The sequence below is a fragment of the Bacillus sp. Root131 genome, from assembly GCF_001429475.1.
GTDB lineage: Bacteria > Bacillota > Bacilli > Bacillales > Bacillaceae_G > Bacillus_A > Bacillus_A thuringiensis_S.
In genome coordinates, this window is sequence record NZ_LMJQ01000003.1 from 114,217 (window position 1) to 134,092 (window position 19,876).

Here is a 19,876-nt window from a genome sequence, read left to right on the forward strand (position 1 = left end):
GGAAGCATTTTTCTTCTCCCCTTTTCCCATAGTTACATGTCCCTAAAATCTTAATTATTAGCAAACTTTTTTCTGAAGAAAACAAATGCCGCTGTAACCATTAACGTAAGGCCTATTACAGTAAAAAGAGTCGTTCCTATGCCACCCGTTACCGGAAGAACCCATCCACTTTTATTATTTTCAATCGTTAATTTAACCGTTTGATTATTTTCGCTAATCTTTACATCAATAGGATCTTTTAACAATTGATAAGAAGCTTTTGTACCATCTTCTTTTGTATATGTTGGTGCTTTCGTTTCAAAAATTTGATAGTCTCCATATGGAATGTTAGACCATTTAATAACACCATTTTCATCTGATACACCTGTTACTTCTTTTCCTGCTACAACAACTATTTTTCCATTTTTATCTTTAAGTACAAACTCTGCACCTTTTAATTTATTCTTATTAGCACCATCAATTTTTGTTAACTCAATTATTCCAGTTGTTGGAACAACAACTACAGGTTTAGATTCCTTTTCTCCAATTACATCATTTTTATTTGTAAAATCAATTTTTGCTGTATTTAAAATTTCCGAACCAGATGGTACTCCTTCTTTTACTTGAGATTTAATTTGCACATGAAATTCTTTTTTACCATCTAATTTTGTGAAATCTTTTACTGTAGCTGTTACTTTTTGACCTTCTATAGCTACCTCTACAATGCTTGCATTTACTTCTGCTCCATCAATTTTCACGATTGGCTTTCCTTGAATCACTAAACGATTATCCAAAGTATCTGTTACCACATATTTTTTGTATTCCTTAATGTCTTCTGGAATTAATGTTTTAATATCATAATTATAATTAGTTAACGGATTGATTGGTAACGCTTCCAATTTTCCGTTAATCTTTTTATCAATTATTGGTTCTTCATAGTTTTTCACTTCTAATTTAACTACTGTACCAGAAGTAATAGTTCCATCTTCATTAATTGTTCCGGAGTTCTTAACAAAAAACTCACGTTTAGTTGGATCTATTACATAGCCTTTCGGAGCTTTTGTTTCTTGGAAATAGTATTCTCCATACACCAATCCTTGCACGCGAATATGACCATTAGCATCTGTTACTAACTCTTTTTTCACTTCTGTACCGTCTTTTTTAAATAAAGAGAATACTGCACCTGCTAATGCTTTTTCATTTACACCAGTTTTTATTAAATCCACTGCACCACGTTTAACCTCATTTTTAGGATACATGTGAACATCATAGTTTAGCACCTTACCCTCTTTATTCGTTAATGGGATATCCACTGTATACGTATTGGGATTTAGATTAACATGTGGAGGTCCTGCCACTTCTTTCACCTCATAACGTCCTAGCGGAAGATCTTTTAATACAGCTTGTCCGTTATCATCTGTTACTACTTGCGTTGGAGTTGCTCCCATTACAGGTTTCACATCTTCTTTCACGATTTTCCCATCGTTTGAAATTTTTTCAAAAGACGCAACCTTTTTCACTTCAAACGTTACACCTTTTAATGGTTTCGCATCTTTTGGCACCTCTTGATTTGCAGAACCGTCACCTTCTAGTCCCTGCGCTCCATCTTTTTCTTGTTCATACTTATGAATCGTTAAAGTACCTTTAGATGGTGAATCTGCCTTTACTAATACACTAGACCATGTAGAAAATGTTAAGAATAACACTAAAAGCACACTAAATATTTTTTTCATTTCTCTTATCCCCTTTACTACTTCTATCATTTTAAAAATCTCTTTATTACTATTACCTTCTTAAAAGCAATAGTGTGCCAAGTATCAGATTTAAACGAATAACATAAAACATAGTCGTCCAACAATCCATTGTTTACAATCACTTATTCACATTTCTTATCTTCTATTATTACGTTGTCTCTCCACATGATATATGTAATTTTCTCCCCTAAATTACACTTATATCTCTACTTCAAAATCATTACATTTGTTACATAATAGCTTTCACTGCTAATTTCGACTAGTCACTTACTGTCAATCTATTAATTTCTCACTTCCTATCCCCATTTAAAATCCAACCTTAATCATTTTTAATACATATAAGTAATAACCAACAAATAAGTGTGACGATTCATATTTTACGCTACTGTCCAAAACTATTACCTGTATATTCAAATAATATGTGCTATTCATGTTAAATTATGGTATTATTCTTAGAAGTTTATAACTTTTATTTATATTTTTTATTAATAAAGGTTTTCCGTTTCTACTTATGAAAAAAGGAATATATGTTTATTTAACTATTACGCATAACTGTAAGGAGGAAGAATATGACTAAAAAGCTCAGTCTAGTTGAGATAGAGTACATTTGCAATATGTTTTTCCAATCTTTTGAAATTCCAGTTTGTTTTTTAGATTGTAACAAAAATATCCTTTTAGAATTCACATCAAAAAATGATTCACACTTGTTGTATACATCAAAAATAGAACAGTTACATGTGCTTTTTCAGAGAAATGATACATATAATTCCCCCATCTTCAGAACTCACGAACATCTAGGGCACTTCATTTTAATTCACATAAAGAGCGATTATATGGTGAACGGTACTGTTATTATTGGGCCCTTGGCACATGTGAATTTTTCTACAAGTAAAGCGGATAGTAAACTTAATTTTATTCCAAATTATAAAAGAACAAGAGACCATTATTTTTCATTGTCAGTCAAAGATCAAAATTTCTTTGTAAATATAGCAATATTGTTCTATAACATTCTCTATAAAAAAAATTCAGATGTAAGCACATTTTCAAATAACAGTGACTCACTTCATATAAGTCATAGCAGAATCTTAAACGAAGATGTATATATTTCAATGCAAAAAGACGAATCCATTTATCATAATTTATATATAGAGCAGCAACTACTTGGTTCTATAGAAAACGGGGATAAAGAAACCGTGCTCAAATATTATTACGAATTCCAACAAGAGACTCTTTCATCTTTATCTTCATTCCATCAATTAAGACGTCATAAAAACATTTGTATTTCATCCATTACGCTCGCCACTAGATATGCGATAAAAGGGGGTCTTCCATCTGGGATAGCTTACAAAATTTATGATTTACATATTCAAAGAACAGAAAATTTAAAAGACAAAGAATCTGTTTGGGATTTATTAAAAAATGCTTTTTGTACCTTTGCAGACCGTGTAAAGGCACAAAAAACACAGCAACATTCACAGACTATTGCTATTTGCAAAAACTACATTTTTAAAAACATTTACAATCCAATATCTGTTAAACAACTTGCTAAATTTGCAAATGTGAATTCAGATTATTTATCTATATTATTTAAAAAAGAAGTCGGTATTTCATTAATTGAGTACATTCAACGTGAACGAATCGAAGAAGCAAAGAAATTATTAACTTTCACCACCTATCCCTTATCAGACATATGCGCTTCGCTTAATTTTAGCGATCAAAGTTATTTTACTAAAATTTTTAAAAAATTCACCAATGAAACACCTGGTAAATATCGAAAATCTCATGTTGTCATTTAGAGTGACACTTCCATTAAAGCAAAGTGTTTTCAGTAACTTATCAATGGCAAATTAGAAGTACTCCTATATTCATGAGCTATAGGATTTATGCTATTTTCAAATCAAAAAACACGTTACTATTCTCATTAAAATAAAAGAATAGTAACGTGTTTTATATGTAATATAGTTCTGTAGACAGAATAGTATCCAACTGCAAATTTTTATAAAGGCCAAATGTACCGCTTAACTATTAAAATCTTAATAAGTAAAAAATCCATATTTCGTTTTATTTACTTTCTACTTTATTTCTTTTGAATACTGAACTCTTTTCTTCAAACGAATAATCCCTACTATTATTTTTGTATCTTTCTAAATTTGCGAATCAAAGTGAGTACTGTACCTGTAATAATCATCAATATGCCGATTGCTGCACTGTTAGTTGTACTTACACCCGTCTTTGGCAGCTCCTTATATGTATATTCTTTTTTATCTGTATTACTGTTATTTGAGATACTATTGCTATTTGTCTTATTAGCAAGACCATTAGGTTTGCTAGTTTCTTTATCTTTCACTAATACTTTTTGTATTGTATTTACCTCATTACCCACGGAATCTCTTACACTATATATTATTTCATAAATACCAGCTTTAGTTGTATCTATAGTTCCTTTATACGCTACTTTAGAAGTAAGATCACCGTCTTCTTTGTCAGTAGCCGATACTCCTATCAACGGATCAAATTGATCACCCTCAGTAATCGAAGTTGTAGCAGGTACTTTTAGTATTGGTTTTTCATTTTTAATTTCTTCTCTAACTTTGACCGTTACAGTTTGCTTCGCCGTTACTTCATGACCTTTAGAATCTGTAACCGTGTACGTTAATACGTAAGTACCGGCTTTTGATGTATCTACTTCACCATCAACTTTAATTTTAGAAGTGAGATCACCGTCTTCTTTATCGATAGCTAATACTTCTGCCATTGGAACAGATGAATCTCCTACATGAAGTATCGCTCCAACAGGCACTGTTAATTTAGGTTCTAAATCTGATATTTCTCCATTTCCCTCTACAATTACAGTCTGTATAGCCGTTGCATTCCCGCCTTTAGAATCAACAACCAAGTATTCCACAATGTATGTACCTGGTTTTGAAGTATTTACATCGCCTTTATGCTTTACTTTATTTGTTAAATCACCATCTTCTTTATCAACAGCTTTTACATTTCTCATTGGATCAAACGTATCTCCTACACGTAGTGTAATCGTAAACGGTACAGTTAACTCTGGAGCTTGGTTTTCTGCTGTTTTTTCGTTTTCTTTCACTTTTTCTATAATTTTTGCAGCATCAAAAGCATTTTGGACTGCTTGAACTTCAATTGAGTTCGTTCCATATTTATTAGTTGCCACTTTAAGGCATGCCAATTTCAATTCAGAAAAATTAGAAGTCATGTTTAATTCATCAGTATTTGCATAATAGAAAATATCAAACATTTTATCTTCACCAATGCCATTTACATTTACACCGTTATGAGTACCACCTTGTGCAATTAAATTCGCAACTTTATTAATAATACTTGAGTTAAAATGAACGCCTCCATAATCCTCTCCATTTAAATCATTATATTTACTATAATCATCAGGATACGGTAGTCCATCTGAAAAATTAATTGCAGTTGGATTTTTCATATTACGAAAAATCGATCCAGTTTGTTCTCCTATTGTCCAGTTAAATTCCCCATTATTTATGTATTTCTCTATAGCCGTTCCCATAATATCCGATAATGCCTCATTAATTGCCCCAGATTCTCCTGAAAATTCAAGGTTAGATTCACTTGATGTAACTGCATGTGTAAATTCATGACCGGCTATATCGAACGCTTTTACCATAGGATCTCCATATAAAAGCATACTAATGTTATTAATATTAGTACTAAATGCATTTTCCCAATTTTCAGGATCATTTGTTCCTCCAGAATCCCATGCATGTACAACTGAAACTACTTTGTTTCCTTTATTATCAAAACTATTACGCTTATATTTTTCTTTATAAAAATCGTATACCTTTGTTGCTAAGAAATGAGCGCTTACCGCCTTTGGATCATTAAATGTTGTTGAAACGCTAGTTGCTAGTATACCAGGATAATAACTTTCTTCATTTGTAATATCTCTATAATTTACATCATATGTCTCAATTCCTTGTCCTCTTGTGTAATCAGCAAGCGCATAATTCCCACTGGTCTGTTTAGAAATACCAAATGTACGAGTTACGCCTAAATCATCTTTTCCTGTTCCAGTTAATGATGTAAAATTGCTAGTTTTATTTTCCTTAACGGATTGAACATACTCTTCACTTATTTTCAAACTTGATTCTTGTACCATATCTTTTAACATTTCACCATTATGAGCATTCACTAAATAAGTTCCAGATACATAATTTGGTATTGTAGCAGCAAATGTAACTTGATATGCATTGCTAGCCTGTCCATGATTTTCATCAACAAAAATAACTGCCTTAACTTCTGGCTCAGAAATAAATTTAGTATCGTTTCCGTACTTTTTATAAATATATTGTTTTGCTTCTTCTTTTGATAAATTAATAGGTTTCTTTAAATCTTCTTGTGTTAAATTTTGTGCGCTATCTCCTGAAATACTTTTAATAATACCTTTTTTATCTACGTGAGCAATCAACTGGTGACCATATACTTCTTTTCCTTCATATATTTGTTGCATGCGCACAAGTGTAGTTCCATCATAAGAACCACGTTTTTGAAGAACCTTGTAATCTACTCCTGTTTCTGCACTAACTTGTTTTGGAGACAAAGCATGCTCCGTATTTTCCTTAAGTGCATCTTTAACTACATTCTCTGGCGCCTTTTTTGATGGTTGTGTAAGATCACCTGTACGGAACGAATCCTCTTGAATTTCTACTTGCATTTGACCAGTTTCCTCTGCATGACCTAATCCATATGGCGTTACACTTGTTAAAACGAATCCTGTTGTTAATGCAACTATAGCTATTTCTTTTTTATTTCCCATGATATTCCCCTCGTATAAATTCCTATTATTTATATGAAACTGCTAAAATGTATACAATCTATTCCTAACATAAAAAGATGACTTTTGTAATCAACAAAAGCCACCTCTTTAATATGTAATATCCCTAAAATGTTTTTAATACATAATTTCTATACAAAAAAGAAAAAAGCATTCATTAACGAGCATTTTGCAATACTTTTATTAGGTCATTTATATTTTCAACTTTCTGTTGAAACTGATCAAGTCTGCTATGTAGCAATGAAGGATTTTTATCTTCAGTTGAAATAACTTGTTTTAATTCGTTTTCTAATTTATCATACATATCAAAGAAATTATCAAATTCTACACTTACAAGCTCTTCATTTTCGCGATAGAATCTTTTTGCTTCTATATAAGTCATATATGATTTATTTAAAAATCCTAATGAAATTAAATATTTAGAAGTGTTTTCTTGATAAATAGCAATATCACACGCTATTTTAATATCAGAATAAGTCTTTTGAACAAGACAATGCAATTCAAAAATCTTAAACTTTAATCCATTATTCATTTCATCCCCTCCCATCGTATCTATTCTACATAAAATTAGAATATTATACAAAGAAAATTATTAGCATGAAATTGACAATTAAAAAGATAACTTAAGGATAAACAAATTCCTCTCATTACAAATTATAGTTGCGAAGCATTTACCAACTTAACAGAAAAAATAAAAAGCGAAAAGAATAAATCCCTTCCGCTTTTAGAGTAATAAATACATTTCATATTGCGCTAAAGAATTCTTTTCAAATCCACATTTCTTTAAAAAACCCTCCAGTAAATTATTGTTAGGAAACCCAATTGATAAACTTGATAAAATTAATTCTTCTCTTGCTACTTCTAATAATTTCATCCCAACACCAATATTTCTATAAACTTTGTCTACGAAAATAAAACTAATTTTACCTTGTTCATTTACACATAGAGAGCCTTTTAAGTCATTATCGACATATGCACCATAAAATACATTATTTGTTTTTTCGATATAATCAACATCATTTTGCCAATTTATATGGAAGTTTAACCATTTCTGAATTTCATCTTTAAAAGTTGGAAATTCTAATTGTTTTACTTCAATATCCTTACAATCTTTATTCATTATTTTAGTCAAATCATTTAAATTATAATAAGAAAGATCGTACACTTTTTCATAGCCCAACTTATTATAAAAATGAATCGCTCGGTCGTTTCCTACAATGACTTCGAGAAAAAGTTGCTTACATCCATGTTGAACCGCCTCTTCTTTATGCAGTTCAAATAATTTTTGACTCACACCAATACCGCGGTAATTAGGATGAACCGCTAATGTTCCACAGCGCATAGTCTTTATACTTTCATAATCCTTTATACCACCTAATATTACGCCAACTGATTTGTCACCGTCTAAAGCAAGAAAAGAATGTTCTAGCAAATTACCTTCTGGTCCAAAAAAACGTTGTATAAAACCCTCTTTTGAAACTTCCATCTTAATAATATAATCGGAAAATCCATCTTTAAAAGCTTCATATACTAAATCAATATTTACTTCACTACACCTTTTATATTGAATCATATAAAATTGCCCTCCAATTGCTTGTATTAATCTCAACATGTACCCATATAATATATTCCATCTATTATAAATTTCAGCTCTTAATTTGAAATGAACGGACATTTCCCTACATATAACTTACTATTAATTTGTTTTATAACAAACTATCTATTATTTACTACATTAATCTCATAAACACGTAAAAAAGCAATTAAATGCTCACATGCTCTTTCGCATGCTAGCATTTTAAAGATTTTTTGTTCTTCTTTCGTTTTATCATTTGCTTGATCTGAAGCAGCTTTTAAACATAAAAATGGTTTTTTATTTATTTGACACACATAGGCGAAAGCTGCTACTTCTTGATCAACTGCCAATGCTCCGTATACAGTATGAAGTAAATATCTCATTTCTGAACTACGAATACGTTGATCTCCAGATAAAAATGTACCGAAATGTATCGGATCATACAATCGTATTTTTTTTATTCTTCTTACAAGTGATTTTGTTGTTTCAATAGGTGCTGTTCTACCGTTATATAAATTAAAAACATCTTCTCCTGAGCCAGCAGCAGTAACATCGTGTTGTATTGCGTTTAGTGCTACTACAATATGACCGTTTTTCACTTTGTTTGATAAACTTCCGCATATTCCTGTCATAAACAACTCATCTGGCTGAAACTCACTAATTAACAATTGTACACAACTAGCGCAGCTTACTTTACCGACACCAGTTACAACTGATATAATTTCCAGCTCATTGATAGTATGAAAATGAAATTCCCAAGCTGCTCTTTTTTCAACACGTTCACTCGGATAATGTTGATGCAAATACGTCAGTTCTGGTTCCCATGCAGATACAATTGCAATACGTTTCATTACACGCTTCACTTCCCCTATTGTCATTTAAATAAGTTATCTATACTTTCTCGTTCATAATCTGGAATCCATTCTTTATATTTCTTATATAAATCTCGTATTATTTCTTTATTCTTCGCAATTACTTCACATCCTCTATCATCATACATAAACATGACAATATCTTTCGTTGCATTTATGAGAAATACATCTGGATAAGAAATTTCTTTTTTCCGTCCAAATCGAGGATACAAAACAGAGAAATCCTCATGATTAGCAGCTTGTATAAGCGATTCATATTTAATATCTTCCGCAAGACATTTTAAAGAAAATTGATATGTACAATATAATGTGAAACTTTAAACAGTTCATCCCCCACTGATTATCAGCCCTCACCAATCGGGCTTTTAGGGGCAGCCCGCCCCCCACCTACCTTCTTTGCTTTCGCTGAATTTTGAGGTGGGGGTCTTACTGCCCGGCAAATAGCGGGATAAATCTGCCTCTTCATCTTCAAATAGAAACGGTAACGTTTCTTGTCTTATATGAAATCTTAAATCTCTTTTCTTAATATATTTATTGTATACATTTATTTTCTGTGGAGTTTTTGTGTTTTCCTTTTTAAATCTATAAACATTTGTCACTACAAACACTACATCTTCTTTTGAAAATATGTCTTCAAATAAGAATTTATTATATGTATATAGCTGAGAAAAGTATTCCATATTTAAATCGTCGGTTCCTTCTACAATTTGATATTTATCTTTTCCAAAATCAAAATACAAATGATTTCCCCACTGAGAATATAAGTACGGTACTAATGTAACTCCTGGAAATGTTTGATTCATATATTCTTTTAATTGCATTTCCTTGTCCCTTCTACTGTACAATTCTTTTTAAATACCAATATGCTTCTTCTAGCCACGGATGTATAACTTTCAATGTATCTTTCCTTTCCCACAAATATGAAATATATACAAAAGCAGCTTTTTCCAAAGATTTTTCCAATTCTTTTTTTATTTCTATTAAATATGGTGGTGTCCCCTTTTGATCCCATTCTATTTTATCTGCAACAAATAAAACTAAATCCATCTTTGTTGGGTGTTTACGCAGTGTAGTATGACAACAAATTGCATCTAATACGTCTTCATCTTCTACTTTAAATATTTCTTTTGCGATTACTCTCGATAGTTTTTGATGAATAATCATAGGAAACTTTCTTTCTGCTTCCTCTATTTCTACCCCAAATTCTTCAGCAACTGCAATCCGCTCCTCGTTCGGAAAAATGCCACTAATATCATGTAAATATCCTGCAATTGCTGCTTTTTCTTTATCTACGTGAAACTTTTCTGCAATCTTTTTTGCCTCATTTGCCACACGAATTGAATGTTTATATGTAAACTCTTTATTATATTTTAGTAGAAAATCTTTAATATCATTGTCTATTTTTCCAGTTGGAGCAAATGAATATATATCATTATATAACATAGAAAATCCCCCTTATAACTAACTTTCAGTATAATGCAGAATTTAAATATCTTTGTTATTTTATATTCGTTATTAATCTTTTTACTCCTTTTTAATACGTTACATGAAATTTTATACAGAATCATTGCTACAAGTACATAAATGTTTGATATTATAGTAATGTTGATGATTTGTAAGGAAAGGAACTACAAAATGAATAAAAACATATTAATTATTGATGATGATAAAGAAATTGTTGAATTACTTGCTGTTTATTTGCGAAATGAAGGCTATAACATTTATAAAGCTTATGATGGCGATGAAGCATTGCAGAAGGTTTCTACATATGAAGTTGACCTTATGATTTTGGATATTATGATGCCAAAACGAAACGGATTAGAAGTTTGTCAGGAAGTACGTGAAAATAATACTGTACCAATTCTAATGCTTAGTGCAAAAGCAGAAGATATGGATAAAATATTAGGTCTTATGACAGGTGCCGATGATTATATGATCAAACCATTCAATCCATTAGAATTAGTAGCTAGAGTGAAAGCTTTATTACGAAGATCATCTTTCCAAAATGCTACTTCGCAAAAGAATGAAGATGGTATTATTCGTATTCGCTCTGTTGAAATACACAAACATAATCATACTGTTAAAGTAAATGGAGAGTATATTAAACTAACCTCTATTGAATTCGATATTTTATATTTACTTGCGAGTAATACAGGAAGAGTATTTAGTTCAGAAGAAATTTTCGAACGCGTTTGGAATGAAGATGGTTATGGTTCAAATAAGACGGTAATGGTCCATATTAGCAACTTACGGGATAAACTTGAAACGGTAATGAATGGAGAAAAATTTATTCACACTGTTTGGGGAGTTGGCTATAAAATTGAGAAATGAAGCATTTGATATATTAAAAGATATCCCTAAATGGAAACTTATTTTTTGGCTCTTACTAGCTATCACACTCACTCCTATTACTGAATTAATTATTTATCGCCTCGTTACGAGTGTAATTGAAAGTTCACTTACTCTAACCGAGCTCGGTAAAGAATTCATTCGAATTTTTGGTTATGAAAAGTATAAAGGGGTTAAAGAATCTTTATGGATGATGATTGTTTCTTATTTGTTTTTATTTTCTATTTTTTCATCCTATCTTTACATTTTTTATCGTCACGAGAGAAAACTTTACTATGAAACTTGTATAAAAAAAATGATAGAAGAAATTCGTTACATTGCAAATGGAAACTTCAATCATAAAGTTTCTGTTGTAAATCATAATTATTTGGAAGAGTTAGCAATCGGGGTCAATGAAATTGTTGAACAATTAAAAGTCTCAATTGATGAAGAAAGACAAGCGGAACAAGCAAAGAGTGAACTTATTACAAATGTATCACATGATTTACGTACTCCCCTTACTTCTATAGTTGGATACGTAAATTTAATTCATCATGATAATTATAGAGATGAAGTGGAATTGCGATACTATATTCAAGTCATTTATGATAAAGTAACTCGTCTTAATGCATTAATGAATGACTTGTTCGAATATACACGTGTTCAAAATAAAGAGTTAAGCTTGTATTCTGTCCCCATTGATATTGTAGAGTTACTTGGACAATTAACTGTTCAATTCCGAATACAGGTTCAAGAAGCTAATATAGAATGTAGACCTTCTTTCCCATCTCAAAAGCTCATGGTATTAGCTGATGGTGACAAATTAGTGCGTGTGTTTGAAAATCTTATTATAAACGCTATCGCTTATGGAAGCGAAGGTCGCTATATTGACCTTACTGCTTATGAAAGCAATAATATGATTACAATTGATATAACAAATTACGGACAACCTATTCCTAGTACGGATTTACCTCATATTTTTGAACGTTTTTATCGCGTTGAAAAATCGCGCTCTACAAACACTGGTGGATCTGGACTTGGATTAGCAATTGCAAAAAGTATAGTCGAATTGCATAAAGGAACAATTGAAGTATATAGTGATGACGAAAAAACAACTTTCACTGTAAAACTACTCCCCTACAAAGGTTAATATCACAAATAAAAAGTTCAATTTCTTATCATATAAGAAATTGAACTTTTTCCATTAATTACAAAAAATTAATAATCCTTTATAATTCTTTAGAAATTCTTTACCTTTTCTTTCTTCCTAATTAAGCATTCTTTTTTACAATACTATTATTGATGTCATAATAGGAGGATCGCTTATGCAATTCTTAAAAAAATTCGCTATTTTATTATTATCTTTTTTCATTACTGCACTTATCGTTTTATATTTTTACCTTTATGTAAATGGTCCGATTATTCAAGCTAAATCAGCTATCTTAATAAATGCTAATTCAGGTGAAATTGTTTATAAAAAAAATGAAGAAACTCCAGTACAATCAGCTGCTTTATCTAAATTAATGACAGAATATATCGTATTGGAGCAACTAAATGATAGAAAAATACAGTTAGATGACTTCGTACAAATAAGTAACGAAGTTTTCCGAGTAGAAACAAGCCCTATACAAGTAACATCGAATGATAAAACAACGGTTCGTGATTTACTTCATGCATTGCTACTGGCAGGGAATAATCGTTCTGCACTCGCTCTTGCAGAACACATTGCTGGAAATGAAGATAACTTTACAGTATTAATGAATAAAAAAGCAAAAGAACTAAAGTTATTACAACCATCTCCATTTCTAAACTCTACTGGAATTAATAATGATACAAATAAACAATCAACTACAACAGCAATAGACGTAGCTAAATTAGCAGCACGATTAATAAAAGATTTTCCAGATGTATTGAATATTACGAAACTAACCTCTTACCAATTTTCCTTCAAAGATTCCCAGGTTTTCAATACGAATAAAATGATATATTCCCTTAATGAAAACATTAAACTTCAAGGTGTTGATGGCTTACAAACTAGTTTTTCAACTAATGGTAATTATAGTTTTGTCAGTACAGCAAAACTTGAAGATACTAGACTAATTTCAGTAATATTAGATGCAGATGAAGAAAACATTTCATTTATTGAAACAAAAAAGTTGCTACAGTATGGTTTTGATCCTTCCTCGTACTCTGCACTCCAAGCTTTTAAAGACACCCTTACATCGTGGACAATATTGCTTCAGTTTAAAAATTTAATTATACAAACTATAATGATTTTTTTAATCATTACCACCTTAATGTTTTTACATATACGTCAGAAAAAATCCGAGGATTTCAATTAAGAAATCTTCTTATATATAAAAACCGACTTGCGTTTGAGATGCAAGTCGGTTTTTAATTCTATCATCCTCTTCCAATTAAATTTGCTGAAACTGGTTGCAAGTTTAACTGCCTCGCCCATATAGACAGCTGACCAATATGATGAATTTCATATCCCATGTCTTAAAACCTATGTTTTTCGAGGCATACACCCATCTCTGTTTCCGTTCGTTGTGTTCGTTTGTTTAGTTTAAATGGGTTAATCTATTAATTCTATTAAATCCAACAATTTAACTATTACATATTAAAGTTCTATTCATATACTATAGTAGATTACTAGAAAGGAGGCTTAACTATGGATAGTTGCGTTGTATTTGTAAACGGACAACCTTTTTTAGTTCTTTCAGTAGCTGGTATTGAAATTGCTAGATTAGAGATTTCCCTTCAAGTAGCATTAGCTCTAAGAGTGCTTGGGATACCAATCTGTGATTAATTACCAAATTAATAAAAAAAGAGGGCATTAGCCCTCTTTTTTTATTTTCTTCTCACCTTTTCTTAACAACAAACAAAATTCAAATTTGATTAATTATAAAAAATTAAAGTACATGAACGTTACATGAAACACTTGTTAAGATCGCTGTCCTTCACACTATTTATTTCGCCGACATTATATAATCAAAGCACACGATGATTAACTTTTTATACGGCTTATTTTAAGTGTGCTAGCCAATACTTTTACTTGTATGTTCTATACACTCATTCTCTACGGTATACTGATACCAACTTATATTTTTTGATGAGAGCCCATTTCCCTATATCCCTCTTTATTCCCATGCACTTTTTTCTCAAATCCAAGCTAAATAATCTATATTGTTATCTTTTAAACTCGCCTCACTATCCGATTATATTAATAACCTATCACCTGGTAACCATTATCTAATTTATCTTCAATTGGATGGTCCATCATTTATACTTACGGATTGGCTTTCCCGTATCTATTGTGCATGGACATTAGGTTTTCTAGCATCTAGCTCATTTCTTTAAAAATGTAGGGTATTTCGTCTATTATTAAATGAATAATGTTTGGAAGGGTGATGTAATATGACAGAAATTAAAGTAGGGCTTACACAATTTTTAGACTTCACACTGAAAGGTAGTACAGCTAAAACAAACTTTATAAAAAATCTAAAATCCCAACCTGAATATCAACCAGCTTTTGATTACTGGAAACAATTACGAGAAACTGTTATTAAATTTCATCAAAACAAACTACCTTTTGAATGTTTCGAAACATTAGTACAAACGGTTGATCAGAAAAAAAAACAAAACTACATTGATGTTATAAAGCAATACAAAAAATTCATTAAAAATAAAGACATCTCCTGGTTTGATCCAGGTAAATCACATTGGAAATCAGATGATTTAATCGTCCGTTCATCACCTGAACTTGGCTTATTCATTAATAATGAGCCACATCTTATCAAACTGTTTTTCAAAGGAAAAAAAGAGCGAATTGATAAATACAACATTAACTCGACACTTACACTATTAAATGAATCAACATTTTCAAATGAACGAAACGATGTGAATTATACGGTACTTAACATCCAAAAGAACAGAATGTATACGAATAACTCTATTAATAATAATCATTTAGTAGCGCTTAAATCAGAAGCTAACCAGTTTTGTTACATATGGAATAATCTGTAAAGTTTACTATTCATCCCTTTCAATACCTTGTTGATGCATACTTTAGTTACAATTTTTACAGATTCATTCAGTTTCGTTTAATTAGGGCTCACCCTCTTATTCCTCAGAAACAATGCAGGTGGGCCTTTTTCAAAAATGGTTTCTTTGTCAGTTTTAATATACTAGCTCTCCCCCTGAAACAGCTGCAATTGAAATTATTTTTGTTTTATTATCCACTATACCCACCAAGCCCCTTTTGTTAACATAATATAATTATAAATTACTATTGTTGCTACTTCTTCCATTCATATTCTAACATACTCATTTCCCATAAATTCCAATACGTTTCTCCTACTCTTTTTGACTCTCTTAATAAGCCTTCTTTTACAAACCCTATTTTTTCGTAACAGAAAATGGCCGATGTATTAAAATCGTACACACCAAGAGTTACCCTATGTAGTTTTAATTCGTCAAAAGCAATATGAAGTACTGCTTTCATCATATGTTTTCCTATAGAACGTCCTCTCATCTTCGTATTACCAACTAATACTTTTCCAATTCTAGCGGACTTATTAATATTATCTATTTGCCCAAGCGAAATATGACCAATAACGTCTGAAGTCACTTCATCTACCACTTTGAAAGCGAGTGTATTTGCACTTTCTATATACTTCTCTAATTGCTGTTCGTCTAAAGGGAATGTGAATGCATTTCCTGACCATTGTATTAGAAATTCTTCGGAGTTAATCCAATTTATTAATTGTTTAAAATCAGATTTCTTAAAGCTTTCTAGTTTAATCACTTCCATGCTCCTTTCATACATCATGCTTTATAACCTCAAACTTATTTCTATATAAAGAATATATTCTCCTTTTATATGAAATTAAAATAAAGCCATTCATGTGAATGGCTTTACAAAAAAGCAGCATAATTATGCTTTGTTTGCTACATCAATACCATTAAAATCAAAGTCAGCAGTAACCGTTGTAACAGGTGGGAAAATTGCTTCAATTTTACAAATGGAAATAATTACTCCAACCGATCCAGGAATAGCCGCAAGCCTAACTAGATCACAACTTACAGACGAAACAGTACCTACATAAGTACGTCCCTCTGTATTAATTTGAACTGTTCGATTAATTAATTTCTTAAGTTCATCTCTAATTCCTTGTACACAAGAATTATCACATTTCTCATGCTGTTCTTTTTTACACTCTTCGAATACTTCCCAACAATCATCTTGTTTACATGTACACTTCTTTTTACAATTATTAAATCGAGAACCCAATACCTCACCCCCTAATCCTTTCTATTAGTAAAGTATGTCCACTAGCTTAAAAGGGTACGAGGCAAACACATAAAAAGAAAAAAACAAACAATTGTACTATACTTTCTTTTCATTATTCATTATAAAAACAGACTTCTCCTAATTAAAAGCTTGTTTAATGAGCGGCCGTGAATTTAGTCCTACTCCATTTAATGTTTAGACACCACTTTCTAAAACAAATCTTTTTTCTTTTAAATAAGACGCTCCTTAAAAACACACTAGATTTTTCCATTAACTCACATATACATAGACTTTATTTGTGGATTTTTCCTTTGTTATTGTGAAATATACATTTAAAAAAGCGTACTCGAAAATAAGATATTATTTGTAATCAGAACGCTTTCTTCAACAAATGTTTATTGGAAAACACCATAACTAGTAGTAGTTCTCTCCACTATCTCTTAAAAATTAGCATGGTTTGTATGAACTCTATATCGAGTAGAAAACACTCTATCATATAAAGATAAAATAGTAGGTTAATAAACAAGCCATTTTTTTATTAAAACATAGAATAATATGAACACTATTGAAAGGAGGTAGAAATGAATGTCTTGGAAAAATGATTGCTGGAGTTCTCAGAAAAAGCATTGTTGTGATGATTGGTGGAAATCTAAAGAAAAGCATCATTGTGATGATGATTGGAGTTCTCAGAAAAAGCATTGTAATGATGATTGGTGGAAATCTAAAGAAAAGTGTCATCGTGACGATGATTGGTGGAAATCTAAAGAAAAGTGTCATCGTGATGATGATTGGGGTTCTAAACGAAATAAGTGTCGTTGTAAATGTTTCTTTATTTGTTGCCATTGTAAAAGAAAAAATTGGTAATTTTTTTAATGTCAACGTAAAGGAAAGAATATGGCTTTTGGAACCAATCGGGCTTTTCCGGAAAGTTAATCCCACACCTACTTCCTTACTTTCGCTGAATTTTTAGGTGGGGGCATTACTGCCCGGCAAATAGTGAAATAAATACTAGAATGTAATATATAAAAAGCTGACTGAGTATAGTCAGCTTTTTATATATTAACACGTAAAAGTTTTAACAGACATATAAAGCAGGCACGCTTTGTTATCACCTTGTTGTAAATTAGTATTTCTCCATTGAGTAGACATTCCATAATATCGTATTTTGATTAAAACTATAAAACATACTTAACACTAATAGTAGAATTTTTCTTCATCAACTTCACTTTTTCTCTTTTTATAAACATAAGAAAGGATCTCTATTTATATAGAGATCCTTTCTTATGTTTATAATTTACTAGACTGTAACCCCTGAATAAACGGAACTACTTCAGGATTTACAAGTGAAGACAAATCACCTAATTCTTTTCCTAAATAAGCTGCTTTAATAACACGGCGCATCACTTTAGAATTACGTGTTTTCGGCAAATCTTCTACAACGTGGATGTCTTTAGGACACAACGCTTTTCCAATATGAGAGTTTACTAAACTCATTAATTCTTTCTTTAATTCTCCTGTGAATGTTACATGGTCTCTTAATACTACGAAACAATGACAAACTTCACCTTTTACTTCATCAGGTACACCAATTGCAGCAGCTTCGATTACATCGTTATGTTTCACAAGAATAGATTCATATTCAGCAGGTCCAATACGTTTACCTGCAATATTTAACGTATCGTCTGAACGCCCTGTGATGATATATTGTTCACCATCATAAATGACCCAGTCACCGTGGACCCATTTATTTTCAAAACGCGACCAATATGTGTTTACGTAACGTTCATCATCTTCCCAGAAGCTTTTCGTCATACCTACCCAAGGTTTCTCTAAGCATAATTCTCCGACTTCATCTCGAATTGGTTTACCTTGATCATCCAGTACGACAGCTGCCATTCCTGGTAAAGATGCATTAAAACTAATCGGTGCTATTGGCTTAATAAGAACATTACCGAAAATCCCACCAGAGATTTCAGTTCCACCTGAGTAGTTACAGATTGGTACATTTCCTTTTCCAACTGTTTCAAACAGCCACATCCATGGATCAGGATTCCAAGGTTCTCCTGTTGATGCAAATACTTCCAAACTCTTTAAAGAATGTTTATTGACATACTTATCACCTTTCGCCATTAATGCTCGTATTAACGTTGGTGAAATACCTAGATGAGTAATTTCATATTTATCAACTGTCTCCCATAACCGGTCTGCTTCTGGGAAGTCTGGAACACCTTCGTACATAACCATCGTTGCTCCATTAATGAGTGAACCGAATAATAGAAATGGCCCCATCATCCAGCCCATATCAGTTACCCATAATACACGATCACCTTGTTTAATATTCATTCCAAATCCTGCATCAAAAGCTGCTTTCAAAGGAAATCCTGCATGCGTGTGTACTGTTCCTTTCGGCTTACCAGTCGTTCCTGATGTATAAATGAGCATTAATGGATCATCACTTTGCATTTCTTCGGCATGTATGAATGGTTTTTCTTTTTCTAGCGTACTCCACGAAAAGTCATAGTTATGTGGTGTAAAATCATTTCCTGCATGACGAACGATTACCACTTTTTCAACAGTTGGGCAATGTTCACAAGCTTTATCTACTTCATCTTTTAAAGAAACAATTTTTCCTCGGCGTGAAAATCCATCTGCGGTAATAATCATTTTTGAACCTGCCGCTTGCACACGTGTCATGACTGCATCAGACGCAAAGCCTGAGAATATTGGTGAAATAATTGCACCGATTTTCATTACAGCTAGCATCGCAACAACTGTTTCTGGAATCATCGGCATATAAATTGTTACACGGTCACCTTTCTCAATACCCGCGTGTTTCAAACCATTTGCAACACGGCTTACCCAGTTATCAAGCTCTTCATATGTAAATGATTTTGAAGTTCCATTTTCCCCTTCGTACTGAAGTGCTGGCTGTATTCTCGTTTCTTCATCCGCAAGCCAGCGGGATAAAGCTGATTCTACAACGTTACATGTTCCGCCATTATACCACTGTGCAAACGGTGTACCATTTTCTAAATCTAACACTTCTGTATAAGGTTTCATCCATTGATAGCCTACTGCTTTTTCTGCCTCTCCCCAAAACCAAGCTGTTTCCTCAATAGATTTATTATAAAAAGTTTCATAGTCTTCATATCCCAATGATTTCATCCAACCATATAAACGTGTTTTTTCCTTATACTCTTCTGTTGGAAACCAAACTGCTTGTTTCAATGTTTTCCCCTCCTT

Annotated in this window: 16 protein-coding genes and 3 pseudogenes; 7 read left to right on the plus strand and 12 right to left on the minus strand. The window is 31.7% G+C overall.

Features of this window, described 5'->3' with window-relative positions; all coding sequences use genetic code 11:
- Nucleotides 1-50 precede the first annotated feature (50 nt).
- Nucleotides 51-1,712 carry a SpaA isopeptide-forming pilin-related protein gene (locus tag ASE54_RS15120; RefSeq protein WP_080548795.1) on the minus strand — a complete coding sequence of 554 codons (1,662 nt, stop codon included), beginning with the start codon at nt 1,710-1,712 and terminating at the stop codon, nt 51-53.
- 590 nt (nt 1,713-2,302) lie between these two features.
- On the opposite strand from ASE54_RS15120, the gene ASE54_RS15125 reads away from it, so the two are divergent.
- Nucleotides 2,303-3,529 (plus strand): helix-turn-helix domain-containing protein, encoded by a 1,227-nt coding sequence (locus ASE54_RS15125; RefSeq protein WP_000162841.1) that lies wholly within the window; start codon nt 2,303-2,305, stop codon nt 3,527-3,529.
- A 332-nt stretch (nt 3,530-3,861) separates the two neighbouring features.
- Here the strand turns inward: ASE54_RS15125 and ASE54_RS15130 are convergent, their stop codons facing one another.
- The 7 genes and pseudogenes from ASE54_RS15130 to yqeK all read right to left on the minus strand — a co-directional run bounded on the left by ASE54_RS15130 (nt 3,862) and on the right by yqeK (nt 10,452).
- Nucleotides 3,862-6,543: a M4 family metallopeptidase gene (locus ASE54_RS15130; protein ID WP_000527044.1), complete on the minus strand. Its 2,682-nt coding sequence runs from the start codon at nt 6,541-6,543 to the stop codon at nt 3,862-3,864.
- Nucleotides 6,544-6,718: 175 nt separating this feature from the next.
- The gene (locus ASE54_RS15135; protein ID WP_001059022.1) at nt 6,719-7,093 is read right to left on the minus strand and encodes a hypothetical protein; all 375 of its coding nucleotides are present in this window, start codon (nt 7,091-7,093) and stop codon (nt 6,719-6,721) included.
- Between the two features lie 192 nt (nt 7,094-7,285).
- Nucleotides 7,286-8,134 carry a GNAT family N-acetyltransferase gene (locus ASE54_RS15140; protein ID WP_000617065.1) on the minus strand — a complete coding sequence of 283 codons (849 nt, stop codon included), beginning with the start codon at nt 8,132-8,134 and terminating at the stop codon, nt 7,286-7,288.
- A 143-nt stretch (nt 8,135-8,277) separates the two neighbouring features.
- On the minus strand, nt 8,278-9,015 hold the full coding sequence (locus ASE54_RS15145) for an S-adenosylhomocysteine nucleosidase (RefSeq protein WP_002082744.1): 738 nt from the start codon (nt 9,013-9,015) through the stop codon (nt 8,278-8,280).
- Nucleotides 9,012-9,317, minus strand: a pseudogene (locus ASE54_RS35750) (DUF3885 domain-containing protein); the annotation flags it as partial. The gene ASE54_RS15145 and the pseudogene ASE54_RS35750, both read right to left, overlap by 4 nt.
- Before the next feature lie 141 nt (nt 9,318-9,458).
- A pseudogene (locus ASE54_RS15155) lies at nt 9,459-9,830 on the minus strand (hypothetical protein); the annotation flags it as partial.
- 13 nt (nt 9,831-9,843) lie between these two features.
- Entirely contained in the window at nt 9,844-10,452 is a 609-nt protein-coding gene (yqeK, locus tag ASE54_RS15160; RefSeq protein ID WP_000966598.1) for a bis(5'-nucleosyl)-tetraphosphatase (symmetrical) YqeK, read from the minus strand.
- Nucleotides 10,453-10,644: 192 nt separating this feature from the next.
- On the opposite strand from yqeK, the gene ASE54_RS15165 reads away from it, so the two are divergent.
- The 3 genes from ASE54_RS15165 to ASE54_RS15175 all read left to right on the plus strand — a co-directional run bounded on the left by ASE54_RS15165 (nt 10,645) and on the right by ASE54_RS15175 (nt 13,679).
- Nucleotides 10,645-11,340: a response regulator transcription factor gene (locus ASE54_RS15165; protein ID WP_001038808.1), complete on the plus strand. Its 696-nt coding sequence runs from the start codon at nt 10,645-10,647 to the stop codon at nt 11,338-11,340.
- Nucleotides 11,330-12,487, plus strand: a complete 1,158-nt coding sequence (locus ASE54_RS15170) for a HAMP domain-containing sensor histidine kinase (protein WP_001243314.1) — start codon at nt 11,330-11,332, stop codon at nt 12,485-12,487. The genes ASE54_RS15165 and ASE54_RS15170 overlap by 11 nt, the downstream gene beginning before the upstream one ends.
- Before the next feature lie 175 nt (nt 12,488-12,662).
- Nucleotides 12,663-13,679, plus strand: coding sequence for a D-alanyl-D-alanine carboxypeptidase family protein (locus tag ASE54_RS15175; protein ID WP_001160048.1), 1,017 nt, complete (start codon nt 12,663-12,665; stop codon nt 13,677-13,679).
- Nucleotides 13,680-13,740: 61 nt separating this feature from the next.
- Here the strand turns inward: ASE54_RS15175 and ASE54_RS35755 are convergent.
- Nucleotides 13,741-13,830: pseudogene (locus tag ASE54_RS35755) on the minus strand (DNA damage-inducible protein DinB); the annotation flags it as partial.
- Between the two features lie 181 nt (nt 13,831-14,011).
- Here ASE54_RS35755 and ASE54_RS34370 point away from each other — a divergent pair.
- Nucleotides 14,012-14,149: a DUF3956 domain-containing protein gene (locus ASE54_RS34370; RefSeq protein WP_000376554.1), complete on the plus strand. Its 138-nt coding sequence runs from the start codon at nt 14,012-14,014 to the stop codon at nt 14,147-14,149.
- A gap of 608 nt (nt 14,150-14,757) precedes the next feature.
- Nucleotides 14,758-15,366, plus strand: a complete 609-nt coding sequence (locus ASE54_RS15180) for a hypothetical protein (protein WP_000136050.1) — start codon at nt 14,758-14,760, stop codon at nt 15,364-15,366.
- Between the two features lie 271 nt (nt 15,367-15,637).
- Here the strand turns inward: ASE54_RS15180 and ASE54_RS15185 are convergent, their stop codons facing one another.
- Together ASE54_RS15185 and ASE54_RS15190 are read right to left on the minus strand one after the other, a co-directional pair.
- Nucleotides 15,638-16,171, minus strand: a complete 534-nt coding sequence (locus ASE54_RS15185) for a GNAT family protein (RefSeq protein ID WP_000990088.1) — start codon at nt 16,169-16,171, stop codon at nt 15,638-15,640.
- 105 nt (nt 16,172-16,276) lie between these two features.
- Nucleotides 16,277-16,633 (minus strand): hypothetical protein, encoded by a 357-nt coding sequence (locus tag ASE54_RS15190; RefSeq protein ID WP_000535572.1) that lies wholly within the window; start codon nt 16,631-16,633, stop codon nt 16,277-16,279.
- 598 nt (nt 16,634-17,231) lie between these two features.
- Between ASE54_RS15190 and ASE54_RS15195 the strand changes: the two genes are divergently transcribed.
- Complete coding sequence (locus ASE54_RS15195) at nt 17,232-17,603, plus strand: hypothetical protein (protein WP_042992790.1); 372 nt, start codon at nt 17,232-17,234, stop codon at nt 17,601-17,603.
- A 317-nt stretch (nt 17,604-17,920) separates the two neighbouring features.
- Here the strand turns inward: ASE54_RS15195 and ASE54_RS15200 are convergent, their stop codons facing one another.
- Nucleotides 17,921-19,861, minus strand: coding sequence for an AMP-binding protein (locus tag ASE54_RS15200; RefSeq protein ID WP_000806483.1), 1,941 nt, complete (start codon nt 19,859-19,861; stop codon nt 17,921-17,923).
- Between the last annotated feature and the right edge of the window lie 15 nt (nt 19,862-19,876).

Bases quoted from the DNA above. Each gene is read 5' to 3' on its own strand.
- ASE54_RS15195 (WP_042992790.1), top strand. From the start codon at position 17,232: ATGATTGCTGGAGTTCTCAGAAAAAGCATTGTTGTGATGATTGGTGGA.
- ASE54_RS15185 (WP_000990088.1), bottom strand. From the start codon at position 16,171: ATGATGTATGAAAGGAGCATGGAAGTGATTAAACTAGAAAGCTTTAAG.
- ASE54_RS15145 (WP_002082744.1), bottom strand. From the start codon at position 9,015: ATGACAATAGGGGAAGTGAAGCGTGTAATGAAACGTATTGCAATTGTA.
- yqeK (WP_000966598.1), bottom strand. From the start codon at position 10,452: ATGTTATATAATGATATATATTCATTTGCTCCAACTGGAAAAATAGAC.
- ASE54_RS15120 (WP_080548795.1), bottom strand. From the start codon at position 1,712: ATGAAAAAAATATTTAGTGTGCTTTTAGTGTTATTCTTAACATTTTCT.
- ASE54_RS15165 (WP_001038808.1), top strand. From the start codon at position 10,645: ATGAATAAAAACATATTAATTATTGATGATGATAAAGAAATTGTTGAA.
- ASE54_RS15135 (WP_001059022.1), bottom strand. From the start codon at position 7,093: ATGAATAATGGATTAAAGTTTAAGATTTTTGAATTGCATTGTCTTGTT.
- ASE54_RS15125 (WP_000162841.1), top strand. From the start codon at position 2,303: ATGACTAAAAAGCTCAGTCTAGTTGAGATAGAGTACATTTGCAATATG.
- ASE54_RS15175 (WP_001160048.1), top strand. From the start codon at position 12,663: ATGCAATTCTTAAAAAAATTCGCTATTTTATTATTATCTTTTTTCATT.
- ASE54_RS15130 (WP_000527044.1), bottom strand. From the start codon at position 6,543: ATGGGAAATAAAAAAGAAATAGCTATAGTTGCATTAACAACAGGATTC.
- ASE54_RS15140 (WP_000617065.1), bottom strand. From the start codon at position 8,134: ATGATTCAATATAAAAGGTGTAGTGAAGTAAATATTGATTTAGTATAT.
- ASE54_RS15180 (WP_000136050.1), top strand. From the start codon at position 14,758: ATGACAGAAATTAAAGTAGGGCTTACACAATTTTTAGACTTCACACTG.
- ASE54_RS34370 (WP_000376554.1), top strand. From the start codon at position 14,012: ATGGATAGTTGCGTTGTATTTGTAAACGGACAACCTTTTTTAGTTCTT.